This is a genomic window from Microbulbifer sp. MKSA007 (assembly GCA_032615215.1).
Taxonomy (GTDB): Bacteria; Pseudomonadota; Gammaproteobacteria; order Pseudomonadales; family Cellvibrionaceae; genus Microbulbifer.
Genome location: CP128433.1, coordinates 263216 through 281520, shown reverse-complemented (window position 1 = coordinate 281520; position 18305 = coordinate 263216). Strand labels below are relative to the sequence as shown.

17 protein-coding genes and 1 pseudogene are annotated in these 18305 nt (G+C 46.5%); 2 read left to right on the top strand and 16 right to left on the bottom strand.

Translation table 11 applies throughout. The features are described 5' to 3' along the window. Positions 1 to 95: 95 nt before the first annotated feature. From QT397_03930 to QT397_03895, 8 genes and pseudogenes are all read right to left on the bottom strand, one after another. The gene (locus QT397_03930; GenBank protein WNZ56523.1) at positions 96 to 1139 is read right to left on the bottom strand and encodes a hypothetical protein; all 1044 of its coding nucleotides are present in this window, start codon (positions 1137 to 1139) and stop codon (positions 96 to 98) included. A gap of 251 nt (positions 1140 to 1390) precedes the next feature. Continuing rightward, positions 1391 to 3102: pseudogene (locus QT397_03925) on the bottom strand (DUF885 domain-containing protein). Positions 3103 to 3379: 277 nt separating this feature from the next. Continuing rightward, positions 3380 to 4117, bottom strand: coding sequence for a YopT-type cysteine protease domain-containing protein (locus QT397_03920; protein WNZ56522.1), 738 nt, complete (start codon positions 4115 to 4117; stop codon positions 3380 to 3382). 614 nt (positions 4118 to 4731) lie between these two features. After that, positions 4732 to 5469 carry a YopT-type cysteine protease domain-containing protein gene (locus tag QT397_03915; protein ID WNZ56521.1) on the bottom strand — a complete coding sequence of 246 codons (738 nt, stop codon included), beginning with the start codon at positions 5467 to 5469 and terminating at the stop codon, positions 4732 to 4734. 641 nt (positions 5470 to 6110) lie between these two features. Continuing rightward, a complete protein-coding gene (locus QT397_03910; protein ID WNZ56520.1) occupies positions 6111 to 7118 on the bottom strand; it encodes a fumarylacetoacetate hydrolase family protein in 1008 nt (335 codons plus the stop codon). Beyond that, complete coding sequence (locus QT397_03905) at positions 7115 to 7675, bottom strand: VOC family protein (GenBank protein WNZ56519.1); 561 nt, start codon at positions 7673 to 7675, stop codon at positions 7115 to 7117. Before QT397_03905 ends, QT397_03910 begins: the two co-directional genes overlap by 4 nt. A 14-nt stretch (positions 7676 to 7689) precedes the next feature. After that, positions 7690 to 8769, bottom strand: a complete 1080-nt coding sequence (gene hppD, locus QT397_03900) for a 4-hydroxyphenylpyruvate dioxygenase (protein WNZ56518.1) — start codon at positions 8767 to 8769, stop codon at positions 7690 to 7692. Between the two features lie 274 nt (positions 8770 to 9043). Beyond that, on the bottom strand, positions 9044 to 9295 hold the full coding sequence (locus QT397_03895) for a hypothetical protein (GenBank protein ID WNZ56517.1): 252 nt from the start codon (positions 9293 to 9295) through the stop codon (positions 9044 to 9046). 350 nt (positions 9296 to 9645) lie between these two features. On the opposite strand from QT397_03895, the gene QT397_03890 reads away from it, so the two are divergent. Next, positions 9646 to 10626: a calcium/sodium antiporter gene (locus QT397_03890; GenBank protein ID WNZ56516.1), complete on the top strand. Its 981-nt coding sequence runs from the start codon at positions 9646 to 9648 to the stop codon at positions 10624 to 10626. A 139-nt stretch (positions 10627 to 10765) separates the two neighbouring features. Beyond that, on the top strand, positions 10766 to 11752 hold the full coding sequence (locus QT397_03885) for a glycerophosphodiester phosphodiesterase family protein (GenBank protein WNZ56515.1): 987 nt from the start codon (positions 10766 to 10768) through the stop codon (positions 11750 to 11752). A 6-nt stretch (positions 11753 to 11758) separates the two neighbouring features. Here the strand turns inward: QT397_03885 and QT397_03880 are convergent, their stop codons facing one another. From QT397_03880 to QT397_03845, 8 genes are all read right to left on the bottom strand, one after another. Then, entirely contained in the window at positions 11759 to 12079 is a 321-nt protein-coding gene (locus QT397_03880) for a chaperone modulator CbpM (protein WNZ58615.1), read from the bottom strand. A gap of 5 nt (positions 12080 to 12084) precedes the next feature. After that, on the bottom strand, positions 12085 to 12711 hold the full coding sequence (locus QT397_03875) for a DnaJ C-terminal domain-containing protein (protein WNZ56514.1): 627 nt from the start codon (positions 12709 to 12711) through the stop codon (positions 12085 to 12087). Beyond that, the gene (locus QT397_03870; protein ID WNZ56513.1) at positions 12615 to 13055 is read right to left on the bottom strand and encodes a DnaJ domain-containing protein; all 441 of its coding nucleotides are present in this window, start codon (positions 13053 to 13055) and stop codon (positions 12615 to 12617) included. The genes QT397_03875 and QT397_03870 overlap by 97 nt, the downstream gene beginning before the upstream one ends. 241 nt (positions 13056 to 13296) lie before the next feature. After that, positions 13297 to 13665 carry a hypothetical protein gene (locus QT397_03865; protein ID WNZ56512.1) on the bottom strand — a complete coding sequence of 123 codons (369 nt, stop codon included), beginning with the start codon at positions 13663 to 13665 and terminating at the stop codon, positions 13297 to 13299. Between the two features lie 310 nt (positions 13666 to 13975). Continuing rightward, complete coding sequence (locus QT397_03860; protein WNZ56511.1) at positions 13976 to 14539, bottom strand: hypothetical protein; 564 nt, start codon at positions 14537 to 14539, stop codon at positions 13976 to 13978. A gap of 121 nt (positions 14540 to 14660) precedes the next feature. Then, positions 14661 to 16370, bottom strand: coding sequence for a flotillin domain-containing protein (locus QT397_03855; GenBank protein WNZ56510.1), 1710 nt, complete (start codon positions 16368 to 16370; stop codon positions 14661 to 14663). Continuing rightward, a complete protein-coding gene (locus QT397_03850; GenBank protein WNZ56509.1) occupies positions 16371 to 17012 on the bottom strand; it encodes a YqiJ family protein in 642 nt (213 codons plus the stop codon). Continuing rightward, entirely contained in the window at positions 16948 to 17685 is a 738-nt protein-coding gene (locus tag QT397_03845) for a PspA/IM30 family protein (protein ID WNZ56508.1), read from the bottom strand. Before QT397_03845 ends, QT397_03850 begins: the two co-directional genes overlap by 65 nt. Positions 17686 to 18305 lie beyond the last annotated feature (620 nt).

The window sequence follows — 18305 nt, the reverse complement described above, 5'->3', positions numbered from 1 at the left end:
ATTTCGGGAAGGCTAAGGTATACAGCAAAAGAATTAGACGCCTACTCAAGGCGCCTAGATTTACCAGAACCAATTCTTAGAGTTTTGATTAGGTGCTATATGGCAAGAATAATGTCTTCAATCGGCTTATCAAATTTTATTAAATCTTTATTTTTCTCATCCTTATAAAGCTTGATATAAGCTTTAAACATAGCTGAAGGTGATTCCTGCAAAAGTGAAATCAGATAATCCCTACCCTTTAACTCTTCGATTCTATTGCCGATATAGAAACCTACAAAATACAACGGGCTATCCCATACTGCAGAAAAACCCAAATGATAGATTTTGTTGAAGTCTAAACTTGAGTCACGGCATGCACGAAAAAGCACTGTTTCAAATAAAACAAAGTTACTATCTATTCGCTGTAAATTTCTTTTAAATTTTTTCTTAAACCATTCTGTGTACTCTTTTCCGTCTGTAACACTTAATGGAGAACCCACAATAGAGGCTATCCCCTCCAGGCGGGTTTGATTTAAGATTTTCTCACAATTAGAGTCTGGATTTTTTTCCTTCCCATAAAAATTTGACTGCGCAACGTGATATAACTCATGTGTTGAAAGTGTCAGTAAACCTTCATAATCGCCTTTAAAATACTGCAGCGCAATATAAAAGTTATCATCATGGGCCCAACCGTCAGAAGTTCCCCCAACTACTATAAAAATATTAGTATCAAAGAAAATATCTTTAGGAGAATAATCACCAACGCCCCTCTTTACACTGTTTAAGTATTGCTGAGGATTGCGCTTTATTATCTTGAGTATATCTTCAACTTCGGACAACCGTTCATTTAACTGTTGAAACCTAAAGGGATCATTTTTAACTGGATTACCTTCAACAACATCGATCAAACTAGACCGAAATGACTCTGCATTGGCTTTATTGTCAAATCTTGAGGTTTGATGGATCGTTGCTCGTATCCCCTGCAAACTCATTAGCTGATCTAATTGATCATCAGATACTTTGTCTCCAGATAAAATATCAACTAATCTATCAGCACTCTCAAAATCAATTGTTATATTATCGGTTACTTTCGCTGAGGAAAAAGCCGTAAGGCTTATCAGTGACAAGCCTAAAAAAATCACGCACTTAAAGATATTCATTTTACCTCTCGTAAAAATGTAAAGAAAAGAATAACCAGGTATTTAATCTAAAAAGAATGCTTATTGTGTGATTATTAGACCTTTATTGCCTACACAACCTCCACTCCGAATATGAGACAAAAATATTGCATTTTACGCCACTAAAGGAGCTTGTGTTTTCAGCTATCTAAAAGAAAGTTTTGCTTACGACAGAGGACATCTTGACAAGATTGAATCCCACCCGCAGATTGTGAATGGGATTCAGGGTAGGCTTAGGCAGACTTCTGCTCTTCAATAAAGCGCTGCATCCGCTCTTCCAGCATCGAAAGAGGCAAAGCACCATTACTTAGCAGTGCATCGTGAAATGATCGCAAATCAAACTTATCGCCAAGCTCTTTTTCCGCAAGAGCTCGCAGCTGTCGAATTTTAATTTCCCCCATCTTGTAAGATAGCGCCTGACCCGGCCAGGATATATAGCGATCTACTTCTGCACGTACATTAGCCGGAGAGAGGGATGTATTATTGGAAAGAAAGTTTAATGCCTGCTGTCGTGACCACCCCTGAGAATGAATGCCAGTATCAATTACAAGGCGTGCGGCACGCCACATTTCATAGCTGAGTCGCCCAAAGTGCTCATAGGGAGTGGTGTACAGTCCCATCTCTTTACCCAGTCGCTCTGAATAAAGGGCCCAACCTTCTCCATAAGCACTCAGATAAAGGTTGCGACGAAAGTCCGGTACATTCTCAAGCTCTTGCGAGAGAGCATTTTGTAAATGATGCCCCGGTACTGCTTCATGCAAGGTAAGAGCAGGTAGCTCATACAAGGGACGCTGGTCCAGCCCGTGAGTATTCAACCAGTAGGCACCACCGCGAGTACCGCCAATGGCGGCTGGATTATAGGAGGCCGTAGTGTAGTTAGGTGCTATTTCACTGGGAACTGGTACCACGCCATAGGGAGTACGCGGCAATAAATTAAAGAACTCCGGCAATACATAGTCAATCCGCTTGGATATATAGGCCGTTTCCTTGAGCAGCTGTTCCGGCGTTTTAGCGTAAAACTGGGGGCTGTGCGCAGGAATTGGGTGAATTCTGTAAAGCTGCCCTTAAAGCCTGACTCCTTGATCAGGGCTTTCATTTCCGCACGGATTCTCTTCACTTCGGCGAGGCCCGTGCGATGAATCTCCGCAGGGTCCAGATCCAGGGTCACGTAGTAGCGGATGTTGTGGCGATAGTAGTCGCTACCACCAGGCATCTGTTCAGCACCCAAAGTCTTTGTGGCCGCCTTCAGGTAGTCGCCCTCAAGGAAATCCGCTACTCGTCCAAATGCGGGAATAGCTACTTGCTTAATCACAGCTAAACCCTGCTCTCGCAGACGCTTCTGCTCATCGGGCGCGATGGTTTGCGGCATCTCAGCAAAAGGCTTATACAAGCTGCTTTTACTGGGATCTTTATATACTTGAGCGCGTACCGTTGGCGCAATACCTTCTACAACGATTTTGGGCAACACAAAGCCAGAGCGAATACCTTCGCGCATATTGGCAATGTTCTCATCGAAATAGCGACCAAATTCACCGATACGGGCAATATAGTCCTCGTAATCGGCGATATCCCTCATCGCCAAACCACTATTTGCCTCAAGCGCACTTGCGTAAAAACTTGAGAAGGTGTTTAGGGGAATTCGGTCGAGAAACAGTTCCTCTTCCTCAACTGAGCTGGCAAGAACCCAAGAGAGAAGCTCACTATTGACGCGGTCTGAAGCACTTAACTTACTTTGATCGATAGCCTCAAGGCGCCGGATAAAGGCCTGCTCAGCCTCTATACGACGTTGACGATCCTCTGCAGTTACCCCGGGCAGTTCTCGATTGTAATCGGAAACGCCAACTCGCCCGGCAGTAATCGGGTCTTCCCTCAGCGTGTATTGCCAGTGATCGTTAAGAACACTTTGAAGCTCTTCTGTAGCAGTTGCTGCCCAGGCTGAGGGCATCAATAGGCTAGTGGCAATAAGCGGTCCTGTTAAGGACGTGAGGTAGTAGGTAAGTGATCTCTTGAATTTCACCCTTGGCTCCGTAGTGCTGTTGGTATCTAAAAAGAACAACAGAGCTTGCTCTTTTAGTTACCCTACAGAGTAGGCGTGGCAAGCTTGTACCAGCACTATACACGAAGGATGGATAATAGTGACTCAGCGGAATAGACATACCGCCACAAGCAGGGTGGAGGAGTATAATTTCCTCCACCAAGCGGTCAATCAGCTGGCTTGCGACTCAGGTGGCATGCGCATAACAGCGCACGTCATAGCTCCCACTCAGACCAATGGCATACATAGATGTATTCCAGAAAGAGTTTACAAACCAGTTGCGGAATGCGTTCTTGGTTGGGAACCAGAATTCTCCAAAATTTGGGTCGAAAAACAACACATCTTCCGCAACCCAAGCTGCCATGGCGTGGGCCCCCACCTTACCTGAAATACCGATTTTCTTGTAAGAGCCAGCGCTTCTCGTCGGCTCCCTAATAATTTCATCAGCAAGCGCTGCAGAGTTGCGCATAGTAGTTTGCCCACGATCTAACCGAGGGCCTGTGACCACGTGAATTTGGCGCTGACCATTTGGCCCAGCAATACCCACACCGCCATTATTCTGAAGAGGCAGAATATTGTGAGATTGCAGCCACGTCTCTGAGACCTGATCCTGGTTTGGTGCATTTCCACCAATCTGGTGCAAGGTCATCACATGGAAAAGATGCTGCTCACTCAATGTATTATTGGGGAAGAGCCAATTCCAAAGGCTTCCATCCTCTGCGTGAAATTTGATCCAGTGGGCACTCAGGGATTCACAGACTCCGCCAGCAGTATCCTGGTGTATGGTGATCTGTGCCTTCACCGGATCCAAACATTGACTGAAATTATATTGAAGTGTGCCACCGTGCTGGGCCACAGATCGCTGAACAGGACCAACCCTTGTCCCGGTAAGTGCAAGTACTGTTTTATCAAACCAAATCGGCATGTCCATCTCCCCTATATTCACAATGTAGAAACACTTATTCAGCGATTAGTTAACTGCTTCTGAGAAGTGCTTTCCGGTATATGCATTAGATTGAAACAGAAAATTTACAGGGCAGATAGATGTCCATTTTTTTTTAAAATCGACTCTGGCACTCTTTTATCAGGCCATAGATAGCAACTCGAAATAGATTGAGGCGCAAGTATTTATTTGACTCTGGCACTATTTTTTATGGGTAGAAATATCATGACTATTTCCTATTAATTCCATGTTAGAACAGACCCAACTACGCTTGCCAGTCAGATTACACGGGCCCTTTAATTCGACTCTGGTACTATTTTTGGTGCAAAAAATTGACCTATGACATGGAAACTATCTAAATGGAAATGTTTTTTTGTAGTTGGCGACAATTGGTTTTATCTTTCCAGAGATAGAGCTTATTACCTCCAGATAATTGCGACTTGAAAATGAGTCAATGATAAGAAGTGAAATAGGTAGAAGTGGTGACAACTAAAAAAGGCAGCCGGGTGAACCCGGCTGCCGAGCGCCCATGGGGGAGGGCTAAGAGGAAAAAATTGGTAGTGGATTGCTAACCACTAAAAACAGCTACTGCCAATTTATGTGCGGCGAGCGTAAGAGCGAACTTCATAGCCACCGCTTAGCCCTACTGAATACATAGAGTTATGCCAAAATGATTGGGTAAACCAATTAAAGAAGGAATTTCTGGATTCAAACCAGAATTCACCAAAGTTGGGGTCAAAGAAAGTAATGTCCTGCGCAACCCAGGCAGCCATTGCATGACCAGCGAAAGTGCCATCAAGGCCTATCTTCTTATAGCAACCAGCACCGCCAGTTTGATCCAAAATAATCTCCCTGGCCAAAGCATTGGGAGAGAAAACGCCACTCTGCCCTTGCGCTCTACGAGGATTGTGAATGCCTCGAATAGTATTTCCTCCCCGGCCATTCGGGAAAGCGCCACCAAATACATTTTGGCTGGTGGGGAAGATGTTTTGTGTGCTCAGCCAGGCTTCTGTAGTTCTGTCTTGGTTGTCCTGAGTGCCCGCTTGTTGCAGGGTCATTACATGAAATAAGTGTTGTTCATCCAGTGCGCCCGCCGGCATTAACCAATCCCACAAGCTCCCGCCATCAGAGTGATGCTTGATCCAAAAAGCGGAAAGCGCTTCACAAACACCACCGGAAGTATCTTCATGAATAGTGATTTGTGCTTTTACCGGATCTTTACACTGGCTGAAGTTGTATGTCAGTTGACCCCGATGATTGGCTACAGATTGTTGTACGGGGTTTACGCGTGTTCCAGTTACAGCGAGAACGGTTTTATCGACCCAAATAGGCATATTCGATCCCTCATTTTATGAGATAAAAACGCTGCACAAATCCTTTTTTAAAAACTGAAAATTTGTAGCGCCTGTGAATTGGGCGGGCATTGAACCAGAAAAGTTCCAGGGCCAACAGAGTATAAAAGCGCTTTTTAAATCGACTCTGGCACTATTTTTTTATCTAGCGTTAATCTTGCCTGAATCCTACTTTGTTGAAATCTATTAGCCGAAAATAATCTGGCAACAAACAATATTTATCCGTTTCCAACTGCGAAGACAAAATAAAGATAAGAAGATATTTTTACTTATAAATATTTATCATTCTTAATCTCAAATAGGACGCATAGCAATTTATAGAAAGTACACTTTTACAAAACTCATCAGTTTAAAAAGGTGGCTTGTAACAGCAAACTGCTAGAGTAGGTGTGCAAGTAAAAAGCTATGCAATAAATTGCATAAAAAACTAAGCAACAACGTCTGTGCCGGTCTCGTTGCCAGCACACTTTTAGCCACTCAATACAGCACTATAAGTTAGTTGTGAAAAATTTAGGCAGGAATGATTCAACAGCAAAGTGGTAGGTAAGATGCCTCGACCAAATTCTGTCCCTAGGTCGTTAACTCCAGGGGATGAAATCCGGTCGAGGTTTGGCTAAGCGGTGTTAAACCTGCTCTACAGTCTGCTCAATACGTCCAAAGATAGATTGCCCTTGATCATCGAGCATTTCGATGGAAATGGTATTTCCAAAGTCCATAAATGGCGTGCTTGCAGAGCCATTCTGGATGGTCTCAATCATGCGAATCTCGGCAATACAACTGTAACCAACACCACCTTCTGCTACAGGCTTACCGGGGCCGCCATCCAACTTATTGGACACCGTTCCAGAGCCAATAATGGTGCCTGCGCAAAGTGGACGAGTTCTGGCCGCGTGGGCGACCAGTTGCCCGAAGTGGAAGGTCATATCCACACCGGCATTGGGCTCGCCAAACTTCTCACCATTCAGATGGGAAACCAGTGGCAGATGCAATTTACCCTCGCTCCAGTTTTCACCCAGCTGTTCAGGGGTTACGCAAACAGGGGAGAAAGCACTAGAGGGTTTGGACTGGTAGAAACCAAATCCTTTGGCCAGTTCCGCAGGTATCAATCCGCGCAGGGATACATCGTTGACCAACATTACCAACTTGATATGGGACAGTGCATCCTCAGCGGACACCCCCATAGGAACATCGTCGGTGATCACGGCAATTTCTGCCTCGAAGTCGATGCCAAAGCCATTGCTTTGCGGCATCTTTACCGGCTCGCGTGGATCCAGGAAGGTATCGGAACCACCTTGATACATGAGCGGATCGCTGTAGAAGCTCTCCGGCACCTCAGCACCGCGGGCTTTGCGCACCAGCTCAACATGATTCACGTAAGCACTACCGTCGGCCCAGTGATATGCGCGCGGTAAAGGCGAAGCACACAGAGTTTGGTCAAAGGCTTCCCCTTGAATCTCACCATTTTGCAGGCGCTCGTGTAACTTCTCCAACTCGCTGCTGACAGATACCCAATTGTCCAACGCACTCTGCATGGTGGGGGCAATATCCCCAGCTGGCACCATACGGGTAAGATCGTCGCTAACAACAACCAATTGGCCATCGCGGCCGGATTTAAGGCTGGCTAACTTCACTGTGCCTCCCCTTCAGTTTTTTCCACAAATTCTTCTTCCCCATGCATCCAGGCGGCGTGCCTTGGGGCTTTTTTAGTACGTGACCACTCTTCCAACATATCCTCAGCAACCCGCTTCAGCTCTTTATGCATTCCGGGCTTGGCGGTATTGGCGGCCAGCTCGATACGATGGCCGTTGGGGTCGAAGAAGTAGATCGACTGGAAGATAGTGTGATTGGTAGGGCCGAGTACGTCGACTCCGGCCGCTTCCAGTCGCGCTTTGGTCTCAAGCATTTCTTCCATGGACTCTACTTCGAAAGCGATATGCTGCACCCATTTGGGTGTGTTCTCATCGCGCCCCATCTCCGGGGAGTTGGGGATTTCGAAGAAGGCAAGCACATTCCCCATACCCGCATCCATAAAGACGTGCATGTAAGGGTCCGGCTCACCGGTTGAGGGTACCTCGTTTTCGGCAATGGCCAGCTGGAAGTCCATGCCGAGAAGATCGCGGTAGAATTCCACTGTCTCCTTGGCGTCCCTACAGCGATACGCCACGTGGTGAATGCGCTTAATGCCCATTGAAGCCTCCGTTATTATTCCTTTTCTTTAATGACGCCACGCTTGAGCTGGTCGCGCTCAATGGATTCGAACAGGGCCTTAAAGTTACCCTCACCAAACCCTTCATCTTCCTTGCGCTGGATAAACTCAAAGAATACCGGGCCGAGCATATTAGCGGAGAAAATCTGTAGCAGCAGGCGTGGTTGGCCGCCCTCAGTGGTGCCATCCAGCAGGATGCCACGGCTCTGGAATTCTTCAGTAGGTTCACCGTGCCCAGGCAGGCGCTCTTCCAGCATTTCGTAGTAGGTGTCCGGCGGCGGGGTCATAAACTCCATGCCGCGCTCTTTCAGGCGATCCCAACAGGCAATTAAGTCATCACAAGCAAAGGCGATATGCTGGATACCTTCGCCGTTGTACTTCATCAGGAACTCTTCGATCTGGCCGCCGCCACCAGCTGCTTCTTCGTTCAGCGGAATACGGATCTTGCCATCCGGTGCAGTCATCGCCTTGGACAGCAGGCCGGTGTATTCGCCTTTGATATCGAAGTAACGAATCTCGCGGAAGTTGAACAGGTCTTCGTAATACTTGGCCCAGTAATCCATACGGCCGCGATACACGTTGTGGGTAAGGTGATCCAGGGTGTGGAAACCACAACCTTCGGGGCGGCGCTCTACGCCCTCTTCCCAGATAAAGTCGATATCGTAGATGGACTCACCATCTTCGTAGCGGTCAATCATGTACAGGGTCGCACCGCCAATACCTTTGATTGCCGGCAGGTGCAGTTCCATCGGGCCAGTATTCACATGAACAGGCTGTGCACCTTTACGCAGGGCCTCTTCGTAGGCGAACTTGGCATCTTTTACGCGGAAGGCAAGGCCACAAGCGGAGGGACCGTGCTCTTGGGCGTAGTAATAGGCGTGGCTGTTGGGCTCGTAGTTAGTGATGAAGTTGATATCACCCTGGCGCCACAACTCCACTGCCTTGGAGCGATGACGGGCGATTTTCTCAAAGCCCATGGCGGTAAAAACGGTTTCAAGGATGCCTTTTTCCGGCGCTGTAAACTCTACGAATTCGAAGCCGTTAAGTCCCATCGGGTTTTCAAATAAGTCGGCCATGCGGTCCTCCATTTCTTATCATCGCAGCACTTCAAAGCCGGGCTGCGGATTGTGGATTTAAAGCGCAAACGAAGTTAGTTGCAGATGTAACTAATGTCAAGAAACTCTGGATCAGCTAACAAATGAGTACTAAAAGAGTATTTTTAGTCACCAGCCTCCAAAGCTAGCGCCTGGGAGAATAACCAGCTGGCAACGGGTCCTTGGACAGGATCGGAAGAGTAATCGGGAGCCGGGTGCGACACATTGGCTGCGCCACACCCGTGCACAGCCGACCTTATTTACGCGTGCATTTTCCGGTATCGGTACGACACATATGATCCTTGTGAAACTTGCCGGTCATCTGGTCGCACTGGGATTTGCTCACATCTCCGGCACAGGCATTTTCGGCATGCTGGCAGCAACCAGTTTCAGCGGTACCCATTCCCTTACCGCCTTCCATACCTTCATCTTTCTTGCGCTGTTCGCAGGCAGATAGGGTCAATACCATCGCTGCGGCCAGTATCCCAATTGAAGCTTTGAGTCTCATTAAGGCCTCCTAAATACCCGGCTTAGCGGCCGGTGACATGGATATCGCGGAATCTGCCGCGCATTGCTTTGTGCGACCCGCGTAGATTTACCCGACATCTCCACCAGCTCAGGGATTTTGCGATTAGGCGCGCCATCCCATTGTCACCCTGCAGATTTACCGGGCCATGCATTGACTGTAGCCCACACTGGCAGCGAAACCATCTGACTGACGGGACATTTACGTTAATTTGCCCCTGACAGCCCATCCAGATAGCTGAATACCTTTTTGTATTTGCCAGAGCCGGTACAATCGGCCCCCGTTTGTCGGGTAAAAAGCCCCGACAGGAATGTATTTATTGAGGACCCCCTATGCTTCTCGCCGCTGCTGCCATCATTGCCGGCTTTATTGTGCTAGTCTGGAGTGCCGACCGCTTTGTGGATGGAGCTGCCGCCACGGCCAAACATTGCGGCATGCCCACATTATTAATTGGTATGGTGATCGTCGGCTTTGGCACTTCTGCCCCTGAGATGGTGGTCTCAGCCATTGCCGCATTAAACGGCAACCCAGGCCTGGCCCTGGGTAATGCCTATGGCTCCAATATTGCCAATACCGGTCTGATTCTCGGCTTCAGTGCCCTACTGATCCCCCTCTCGGTCCACTCAAAGATTGTGCGTAAAGAGCTGCCACTGCTGCTGGCAATCACCCTGCTCAGTGGTGCCTTCCTGTGGAATGACCGCTTGGAGCGCTGGGAGGGCATTGTTCTGTTATTCGGTTTCTTCGCCTTGATCGGCTGGAGTATCTTTTCTGCCATGCGCAATAAAGGTGACCAGCTTGAGGGAGAAGTAGAAACTGAGCTGGAAGACAACCCTATGCCACTCGGAACTGCCATATTTTGGTTGGTAGCGGGACTGGTGCTATTGATTGTCAGCTCCCGAATTCTCGTATGGGGAGCAGTCACCATTGCTGAATCTTTGGGGGTTAGTGACCTGGTAATAGGCCTGACTATTGTTGCCCTGGGAACCTCACTGCCGGAACTGGCCGCAACCTTAGTGGCCGCACGAAAAGGTGAGCACGATATCGCCATCGGTAACGTTGTCGGCTCCAATATGTTCAATCTTCTGGCGGTGGTTGGCATTGCTGGCACCATTGCTCCCATGAACAACGTACCCCACGAGGTGCTATCCCGGGACTGGCCGATGGTTCTGGGCCTCACAATCGCCCTGTTTATTTTTGCCTACGGCTTCAAAGGCCAGGGCCGGATCAATCGCTGGGAAGGCTCCGCGCTGCTTATGGCATACCTCGTATATACCGGCTACCTAGTGGGAACCATTACCAAAGCTGCACTCTGATAATATTTGGGGTGGTGCCGCACCACCCCATAGTTACCGCCTGAATTCACCGTAATTCACCACCTCTGCGCCCATTTCTCTTCCCAAAAACTGACTAATATCTGCAAGTACTTTCCAAGGAAAAGTGCTGAGCAGCTTGATGAAGAGAAGCACCATTGGCAAAACCGTCGCGCTAACGGCCCTATTTGGACTCGGTGCAATTTACCTTCCCAATGCCTCTTGGCTGGCGACAGCCCAGCAAGGAAAACCGATCCTGATTGCCCATCGCGGTGTCTACCAAACTTACAACCGGGATAATTTAGCCCGTGACGAGTGCACCGCCGTCCGTATCCATACCCCGCAACACCACTACCTGGAAAACACGATTCCCTCTATGGAAGCTGCCTTTTCCCATGGCGCGGACATTGTCGAAATCGACGTCCATCCCACCATTGATGGCGACTTCGCAGTATTTCACGACTGGACCATAGACTGCCGCACGGATGGAACAGGTGTGACCCGGGAACAGTCCATAAAGGACTTAAAGAAGCTGGATATTGGTTACGGCTATACCTTTGATGGCGGCAAGACATTTCCCTTTCGTGGCCAAGGGGTGGGCTTACTTCCCACTTTAAAAGAAGTCTTACTGCACTTTCCCAGCAAGCAGTTTCTGATCAATATTAAGAGTAATGATCCGACAGAAGCAGACCGATTGGATAACTATCTTCGGCTACACCAATTGCCTATTAATTCCCGGCTTATGATCTACGGCGGCGATCGCCCAATTAAAAGGATACGGCAGCTGCGGCCAAATGCATTGGCCTTCAGCAAGACAAGCGCCAAACAATGTGCTTTGCAATATGCACTGTTCGGTTGGAGTGGCTACTTTCCCGAGTCTTGCCGGAACAGTATTGTTGTTGCACCCAATACCTGGCGATGGGCTTTGTGGGGCTGGCCCAATCGCTACTCTGAACGAGTGGCCAAAGCCAATAGCTTGGTGATGGCAGTGGACCATAAAAATGGCAAGCGGGGCTTGCCCGGTATTTACACACTGGAAGAGCTCAGTTTTCTACCCGAAGGATATAGCGGAGCTATTTGGATTGAGAAGATCGAGCTGATTGGCCCATATCTAAAATCAAGACAATAGATAACCTTAGCGTTTTCGACCTTTCTCCAGCCGTGCCAGATGCGCCTGAAGACGCTCTATTTCTTCCAGCAGCTCTATCGCTAATGCAGCGCCGGCAAGATTTACCCCCAGATCTCGCTCCAGGCTGTAAACCCGGCGCACACGGCGCACACAAATTCCGCTAAAGCGCCACTGCACTTCCCTGCTACGCGGCTCAATAATTCCCTCCTCAACCAAGGCAATAATGCGCTCCGCCGGTACACCACAAGCCCGACACAGTTCACTCAAAGTTAACTCACTCTCTTCATCCAGGAGAACACCGCTAAGCTGCTCAACCTTTTTAGGCATCACAATTATCCTCCCATGGACTGGCGGGGATTGAAGTTGAATGCGTCGCCAAACTGACGGTATGCCTCGCGTTCATTATCAGTAGTGGCTGGCGGCGTAACAGTTTGCATCACTATATACATATCCCCCGGCTGCTTTGCCGGGATACCGCGGCCCTTGAGGCGCAGTTTTTTACCATTGGTGCTGTTTGCTGGAATGGTCACTTTAATGGGACCATCGGGAGTGGGTACCTGAACCTTGGCTCCAAGCGTTATCTCCCAGGGAGCCAAAGGCAAATCCAGGTAAACCGTTTTACCTTCTGTATGGAAAAGGGGATGAGAGTTGAAAGCAATTTCCAGGTAGAGATCACCAGGCTTACCTTCTCCAATGCCAGGCTCACCCTGTCCAGCCAAGCGAATCTGTTGCCCTTCAGTGATCCCCTTGGGAATTTTTATATTAAGAGTGCGCTCACGCAGTTGCGGTCGCCCATCTGCACCCAATACCGAGTGCTTTAAGGTTACTTGGCGTGTACCGCCACGATAACTATCTTCGAGATCTACTGTGATGCGGGCATAGGTATTTTCACCCTGGGCACTGTAAGAGCGGCGCTGCCCTTGCCCATAAGCCTGACGAAACCCGCCGCGGCCAAACAAGCTTTCAAAGAAGTCACTAAAAGCTTCAGGATCAGCTTCGGTATATCCACCACCGTGAAACTCAAAACCCTGGTCCCAATTGGGGGTGGTCGGAAATCCTGGCCAGACTGAAAACCACTGCCGAGCTGATCGTAAGCAGCTCGCTTCTCTGGGTCCTTCAATACTTCATAGGCCTCATTTACTTCCTTAAAGTGTTCTTCGGCGCCCTCCTCTTTGCTGACATCCGGATGATATTTACGTGCTAATTTTCGATAGGCACGCTTAATCTGTGCCTGATCCGCACTCCGATCCAGGCCGAGTATTTTGTAATAGTCCTTGTATTCCATGGCTTTAATAAAAGCCAAAGATGGTCCATTTTGCCATGCATAATTTAATTAACTAGCAGAAGAATATGTCAGTGATGAGTAAATCTGCCAACCTAATTTAAGAGTCATTAGGATGCGGAACAAACAGCATTAGGGTGAAGACACTGAGGATAATTATTAAACTTCAATATGGCGCATTTATACTTTAAGTCCAGCAGGCATACCGCAATACATATATTATATTTGACGCCGAATTAAATTCGGCGCCAAATACCACAGGTTAATGACCTGTTTCATACCACATATCAGCACTCACATACTCAATACTGCCATCAACATAGTGAATATATGCTTGGCCTTGATTTGTTGAATAGGCTCTTACTGTCACACTGCATGAGAGGCCTGAACTACAACCTTTTATCCAATTTATTCGATCAATAGACTTGGTTATATTCGTAATAGTCCATTTACCAGAGGTGGAATTTCCAAAACTAAAGTCTATCCCCGTGCAGCTAGAGGTGCCATTGCCAAAAACTTGACCTCCAGACTTTACATTGAGCTGACACACAAGATTAGCAGATAGCGCAGGCAACGAAATAGATGCACCCACTAATAGTAAACTTGCCAGTAATAATTTTTTGATATCCATATACCTAACCTTAAATTTAAATGTCTCTATTATTTTTTTAAGTAAACAACGAAATTGAGGTTATCATTGAACAGTTGCGCTTCCTATACGACTCCAAAAATACGCCATAAAAATAAGCTAACCAGTTATCAAATCAAGACAATTAAATTCCATTAATTCAAAAAAACAATGTAACCAAATTAAATCTGTAATTTTTCCGGATATGATCGATTGAAAATAAATCTGTTTTTACATGAGAGTACAATGGAGCTAATATTTCAGGGAAGCCACGTTAGTCAGCCTCCCTGGAACAGGACATATTGATTAGGCGTTAACGTTCAGCAGAGTAAGGATCTTCCGCATTTAAATAGGCCAAAACATCTGCTTTCTGTTCGGTTGAATTAAGCCACTTGCGAACTTCTTTAGCTTTATCATATAAGTCATCGCCAAATTTACTCCGATACATTTCAGAAAAAGTCTCTTGGGCCTTGTTCTCCCTGATCTTTTTCTGCCATTCATGAGTAACTAAAAAGTTAAGTGAGCCAGCAAGTCCTTCAGCTTTTAGTAAATCCCACTCGCCTTTATCTAACCAAACTCCACCGACAACAGTGCTGTAATCAATACGGTGCTCACTACTAGCAATAATTTTTATCTTTTGCATTATGGAGCCAGACACCGGGCACAAGATAGCTCGTTTAGTATCTTCGGCGACCACATCATTCAGATTACTAATATCTTCTGGAAATTTGTATTCAGGATTTTGTATTTTCCAGCTTAAGTAATCTTCAATAAGAATCCAGTTACCCTCACAGGAAGAACAAGTATATCCACGAAATAACTCTTCGATAGATCCTGGTTTAAGAACACCATCTTTACAGCTGGTACAGCGCTTCATATTTTGTACCTTAATAAAAAATAACCCGGATCTACCTATTTAGAACCGGGCTATAAGAATCATTTATTTCTAAAAACAATAGTTAATTTTGTACTATATAATTTAAAAAATGTACGTTGTTTTAACTATCAATCTCAGTAGTCTTATTGAGGTCGCCAACTCCAGCTTCTTTTAAGAGCGAGTCTACCAGCGGCGCCATAGCTCGGTGTTTTAGAGCACTACCCACCAGAGCCTCAGGCAAGCTTTGTCCTTTGGATTCAGCCTCGCCATCTAAAATGCCGCTGCTTGCTCTACCATCAACACCATTTAAGCCTTCAACAGAGATAATTTTCATTCCCTCAATACTTTCCATCGGCTTAACGCTTTCACGGATAATATTGGGAAGATTTTCGTGCAGACTGAGCACCTTCTTAAGTGCGATCTGGGCCTCATTAAGGCTATTGAAAGCTTCATTCATCAGGCGCTGCCCCTCAGCATCCACCGCATATTTTTCACGATCAGCTTCAACTTTAATACGAATAGCCTCAGCTTCAGCTGCAGCCTGCAAGCGCAATGCTTCAGCCTTATCCTCTGCAGCTGCTTTCTCTGCATCGGCCATTACCTTAATACCCGTGGCCTGACGCTCCGCTACTTTTTGAGCTTCGATAATTTCAATGCGCTTATCACGCTCTGCAACTTCAACATCCTGAGCCGTGCGAACTTGCTCTTCGGCTTTTACTGCTTCAGCTCGAGCTACGTTGGCCTGTTGGTCCGCAAGGGATTGCTCTTTGGACTTTTCTGCAACAGCAATTGCACGTTCCTGCTTGGCAATTTCCACTGATTTCTCTTTGGAAATACGCTGCTCATCAAGAATACGCTCACCTTCAATCTCTTGTTCTTTCAAGCGACGCTCTTTCTCGATTTCCAGCAACTTAGTTGCCTGTTCCGCAGCAATTTGGGATTGACTCACTTCACGCTGGGCTTCAATTTCAGCCTTGCGTGCTGCGCGTTCCTGCTCTGCTTGTTCACGGGCAATATCCGCCTTCTGAGCAGCTTCACGATTTTCCAGCTCGCGCTGCTGCTCCAGGTGTGCGTAACGTTTTTCTTTATCAATTTCTAACTTTTGGCGTTCAGCTTCGAGGTTTTTCTTCTCGATCTGTACCATAGTTTCTTGCTCGACATCATTGACCTCTTTACGACGCGTCTCAATAGAGCGGGTCATGCTGGCGAGGCCCTCAGCATCAAACACGTTATCCTGATTGAAGAATTCTTTATGGGTTTGATCCAAACCGGTCAAAGATACAGCCTCGAGTTCCAATCCATTTTTTAATAGATCTTCGGAAACTACCTGCTGAACTTTTTGTACAAACTGGCTGCGCTGCTCATGCAATTCAGCCATTTCCATTTCAGCTGCTACAGAGCGTAACGCATCAACAAATTTACCCTCGATCATTTCTTTTAATGCTTCGGGGTCTAAAGTACGCAGCCCCAAAGTCTGTGCAGCATTGGCTATCGCATCTACATCCGGTTTTACACGCAGATAAAATTCAGCAAGTACATCAACACGCATACGATCCTTGGTAATAAGTGCTTGGTGCTCTTTACGGGAAACCGCCAGGCGCAAAGTATTCATGTTTACAGGAATAATTTCATGTAGAACCGGTAGTACCAATGCACCTCCATTCATTATGACTTTTTGACCACCCATACCAGTACGCACAAATGAGCGCTCTTTTGAGGCTCTTGTATACAGGCGCGCAAAAATAGTTCCAATAACAATTAAGGCCACTAATACAGCCCCGGCAATAAATACCATAACCGGTAGGTTTCCTATCACTTCTAGATTCTCCATTTAGTTATTCTCCATAAGATGTATACTGCTGGGGCGTGTTACTCGAAAATGTGCTCCCAGCTCTTCAACCAGTAACACCTTATCCCCCTGATTAAATGTTTCACTTTCATCCGGTTCCACCATCACATAATGTGTAGTTCCGTATTCATCACTAAAACGTGCTTCTGCTGGTGAACCGATTTCTGCTTTACCGATCGTAATAATAGCTACACGGCCAATAAAGGAATTTCTCTCAACTGCCTCGGATTCATCACCCACAGCAAAGCGCCGCATAATGTTGCCAACAAAACGTACCTGAGGTAGCGCAAGAAAAAAGACTGCCACAGCAAGTAAACCGCCTGGCAATAAATATCCAACAAGAGACTCTATGAGCATTTGGGCTACTAGGCCGGTCACTCCAAAGCTAACCAGAAAAGTTACTAACAGTATAAGTGCAGGAACTTCACCGAAACGCAACCACCCAAGCAGCTTAGTCATCCCCCCAGACAACCCTGTATCTGGCACGTCAACATCAAAATCTGGTAATAAATTATCCAGTAAATCTGAAATACCAACACCAATCAATGTCATGATGCCTTCAAGAAGCGCTATCATAAACAATAAAATCAGCGCACCGGTAAAGATCAGGTTTTGGTCTTGCAATAAAAATATCATCAGCCCCCGATTTAATCTTGGCTAAACGTTCTTTCACACGATTATTTCGCGCGAACTCCTCAAGTTCTGCTAATTTGCTGGCATCTATCCCAGAGTCAAATGTCGATATAGCTGTATTACCTACTGCTCGATTAAATGCATCGGTAGCTTGTTCTACCTGGGCTTTTGGCTTTCTATCCCTGCCATATTCATCCGCAGTAACTCTACTACTTACCTTTTTATTGACTGCAATAAAATCTTGTAACTGCTCACGCATTTCACGTTTCTTACCTTGCAGGGCAAGAATATAGGAACCTAGTTCCTTTATTTCTATCTCATTTTCATTGATCGCTTTTTCTAAAATTGGAAGTTGCGCCTCAATATCCATTTGTTTGGCAATGGCGACTTCAGCCAAATCATCACGACCTTCATTTATAGCAATATCAATTTGTTCAGCTAAACGCTTATGACGAGCATTTTCATCGCTTAACGCTCTACTGTTTAGATACTTGGATGCCTCCACCTTCCCTAGCTGATCTCGCACATCTGCAATTGCATCATCCACCTCCCGAATTGCCTGCTCCATCACTGACTCTGGTGCAGCGGCTTCAACCGAGTCCACGACGGCATTGGCGGACACAGAGATTAAACGTGATATGCGCTTTATAAACCCTTCACTCATAACTTATCTCCTGCTCCCAAATAGAAAAATCCACCTTATTATTGGCTACAAACTTCAAATGATGTCGAAACAGTGTCCAATCTCTCACCAAAGATACTGTTTATGCTTTCCTGCTATGACGGCAAGACAATTTTTCCGCAAAGTATTACGAGTCTGCAGCAGAGTTTTTATAAGTAGCGCAATAGGATTGGAATCAATACTAAATTATATCAATGCCGTATTCTCTACGAGCAATTCCAATATCATTCAAATTAGTAAACTGCGATGACTTTTTCCCAAACAATAAGTCATTAATGGAAGGAACGCTTCTACACAGGAAAGTTATGACCGGGCAGATTTTTTTGCTCTGCCGAACCTCTCTCTACAGCAACCAATTTACGCATTTTTTACTTTGTGTGACAGCGCTACTGTGATCGATCGACACCATGGTAGGCATAGTCATCCGCCGGTAAACACGCCGAAATTTACTGGAGTTCATTGAGCATGACGTTCCTTTGCCTCACATGCATATAAATGTACACATACCAATAGAGTAGGTCAATCAATAGGAGGTAAAATGAGTGGATGACAAGTTTTTAAACGTGGGTCGCTTGCTTTTATGCTTTGCTTAAGTAGCAGCT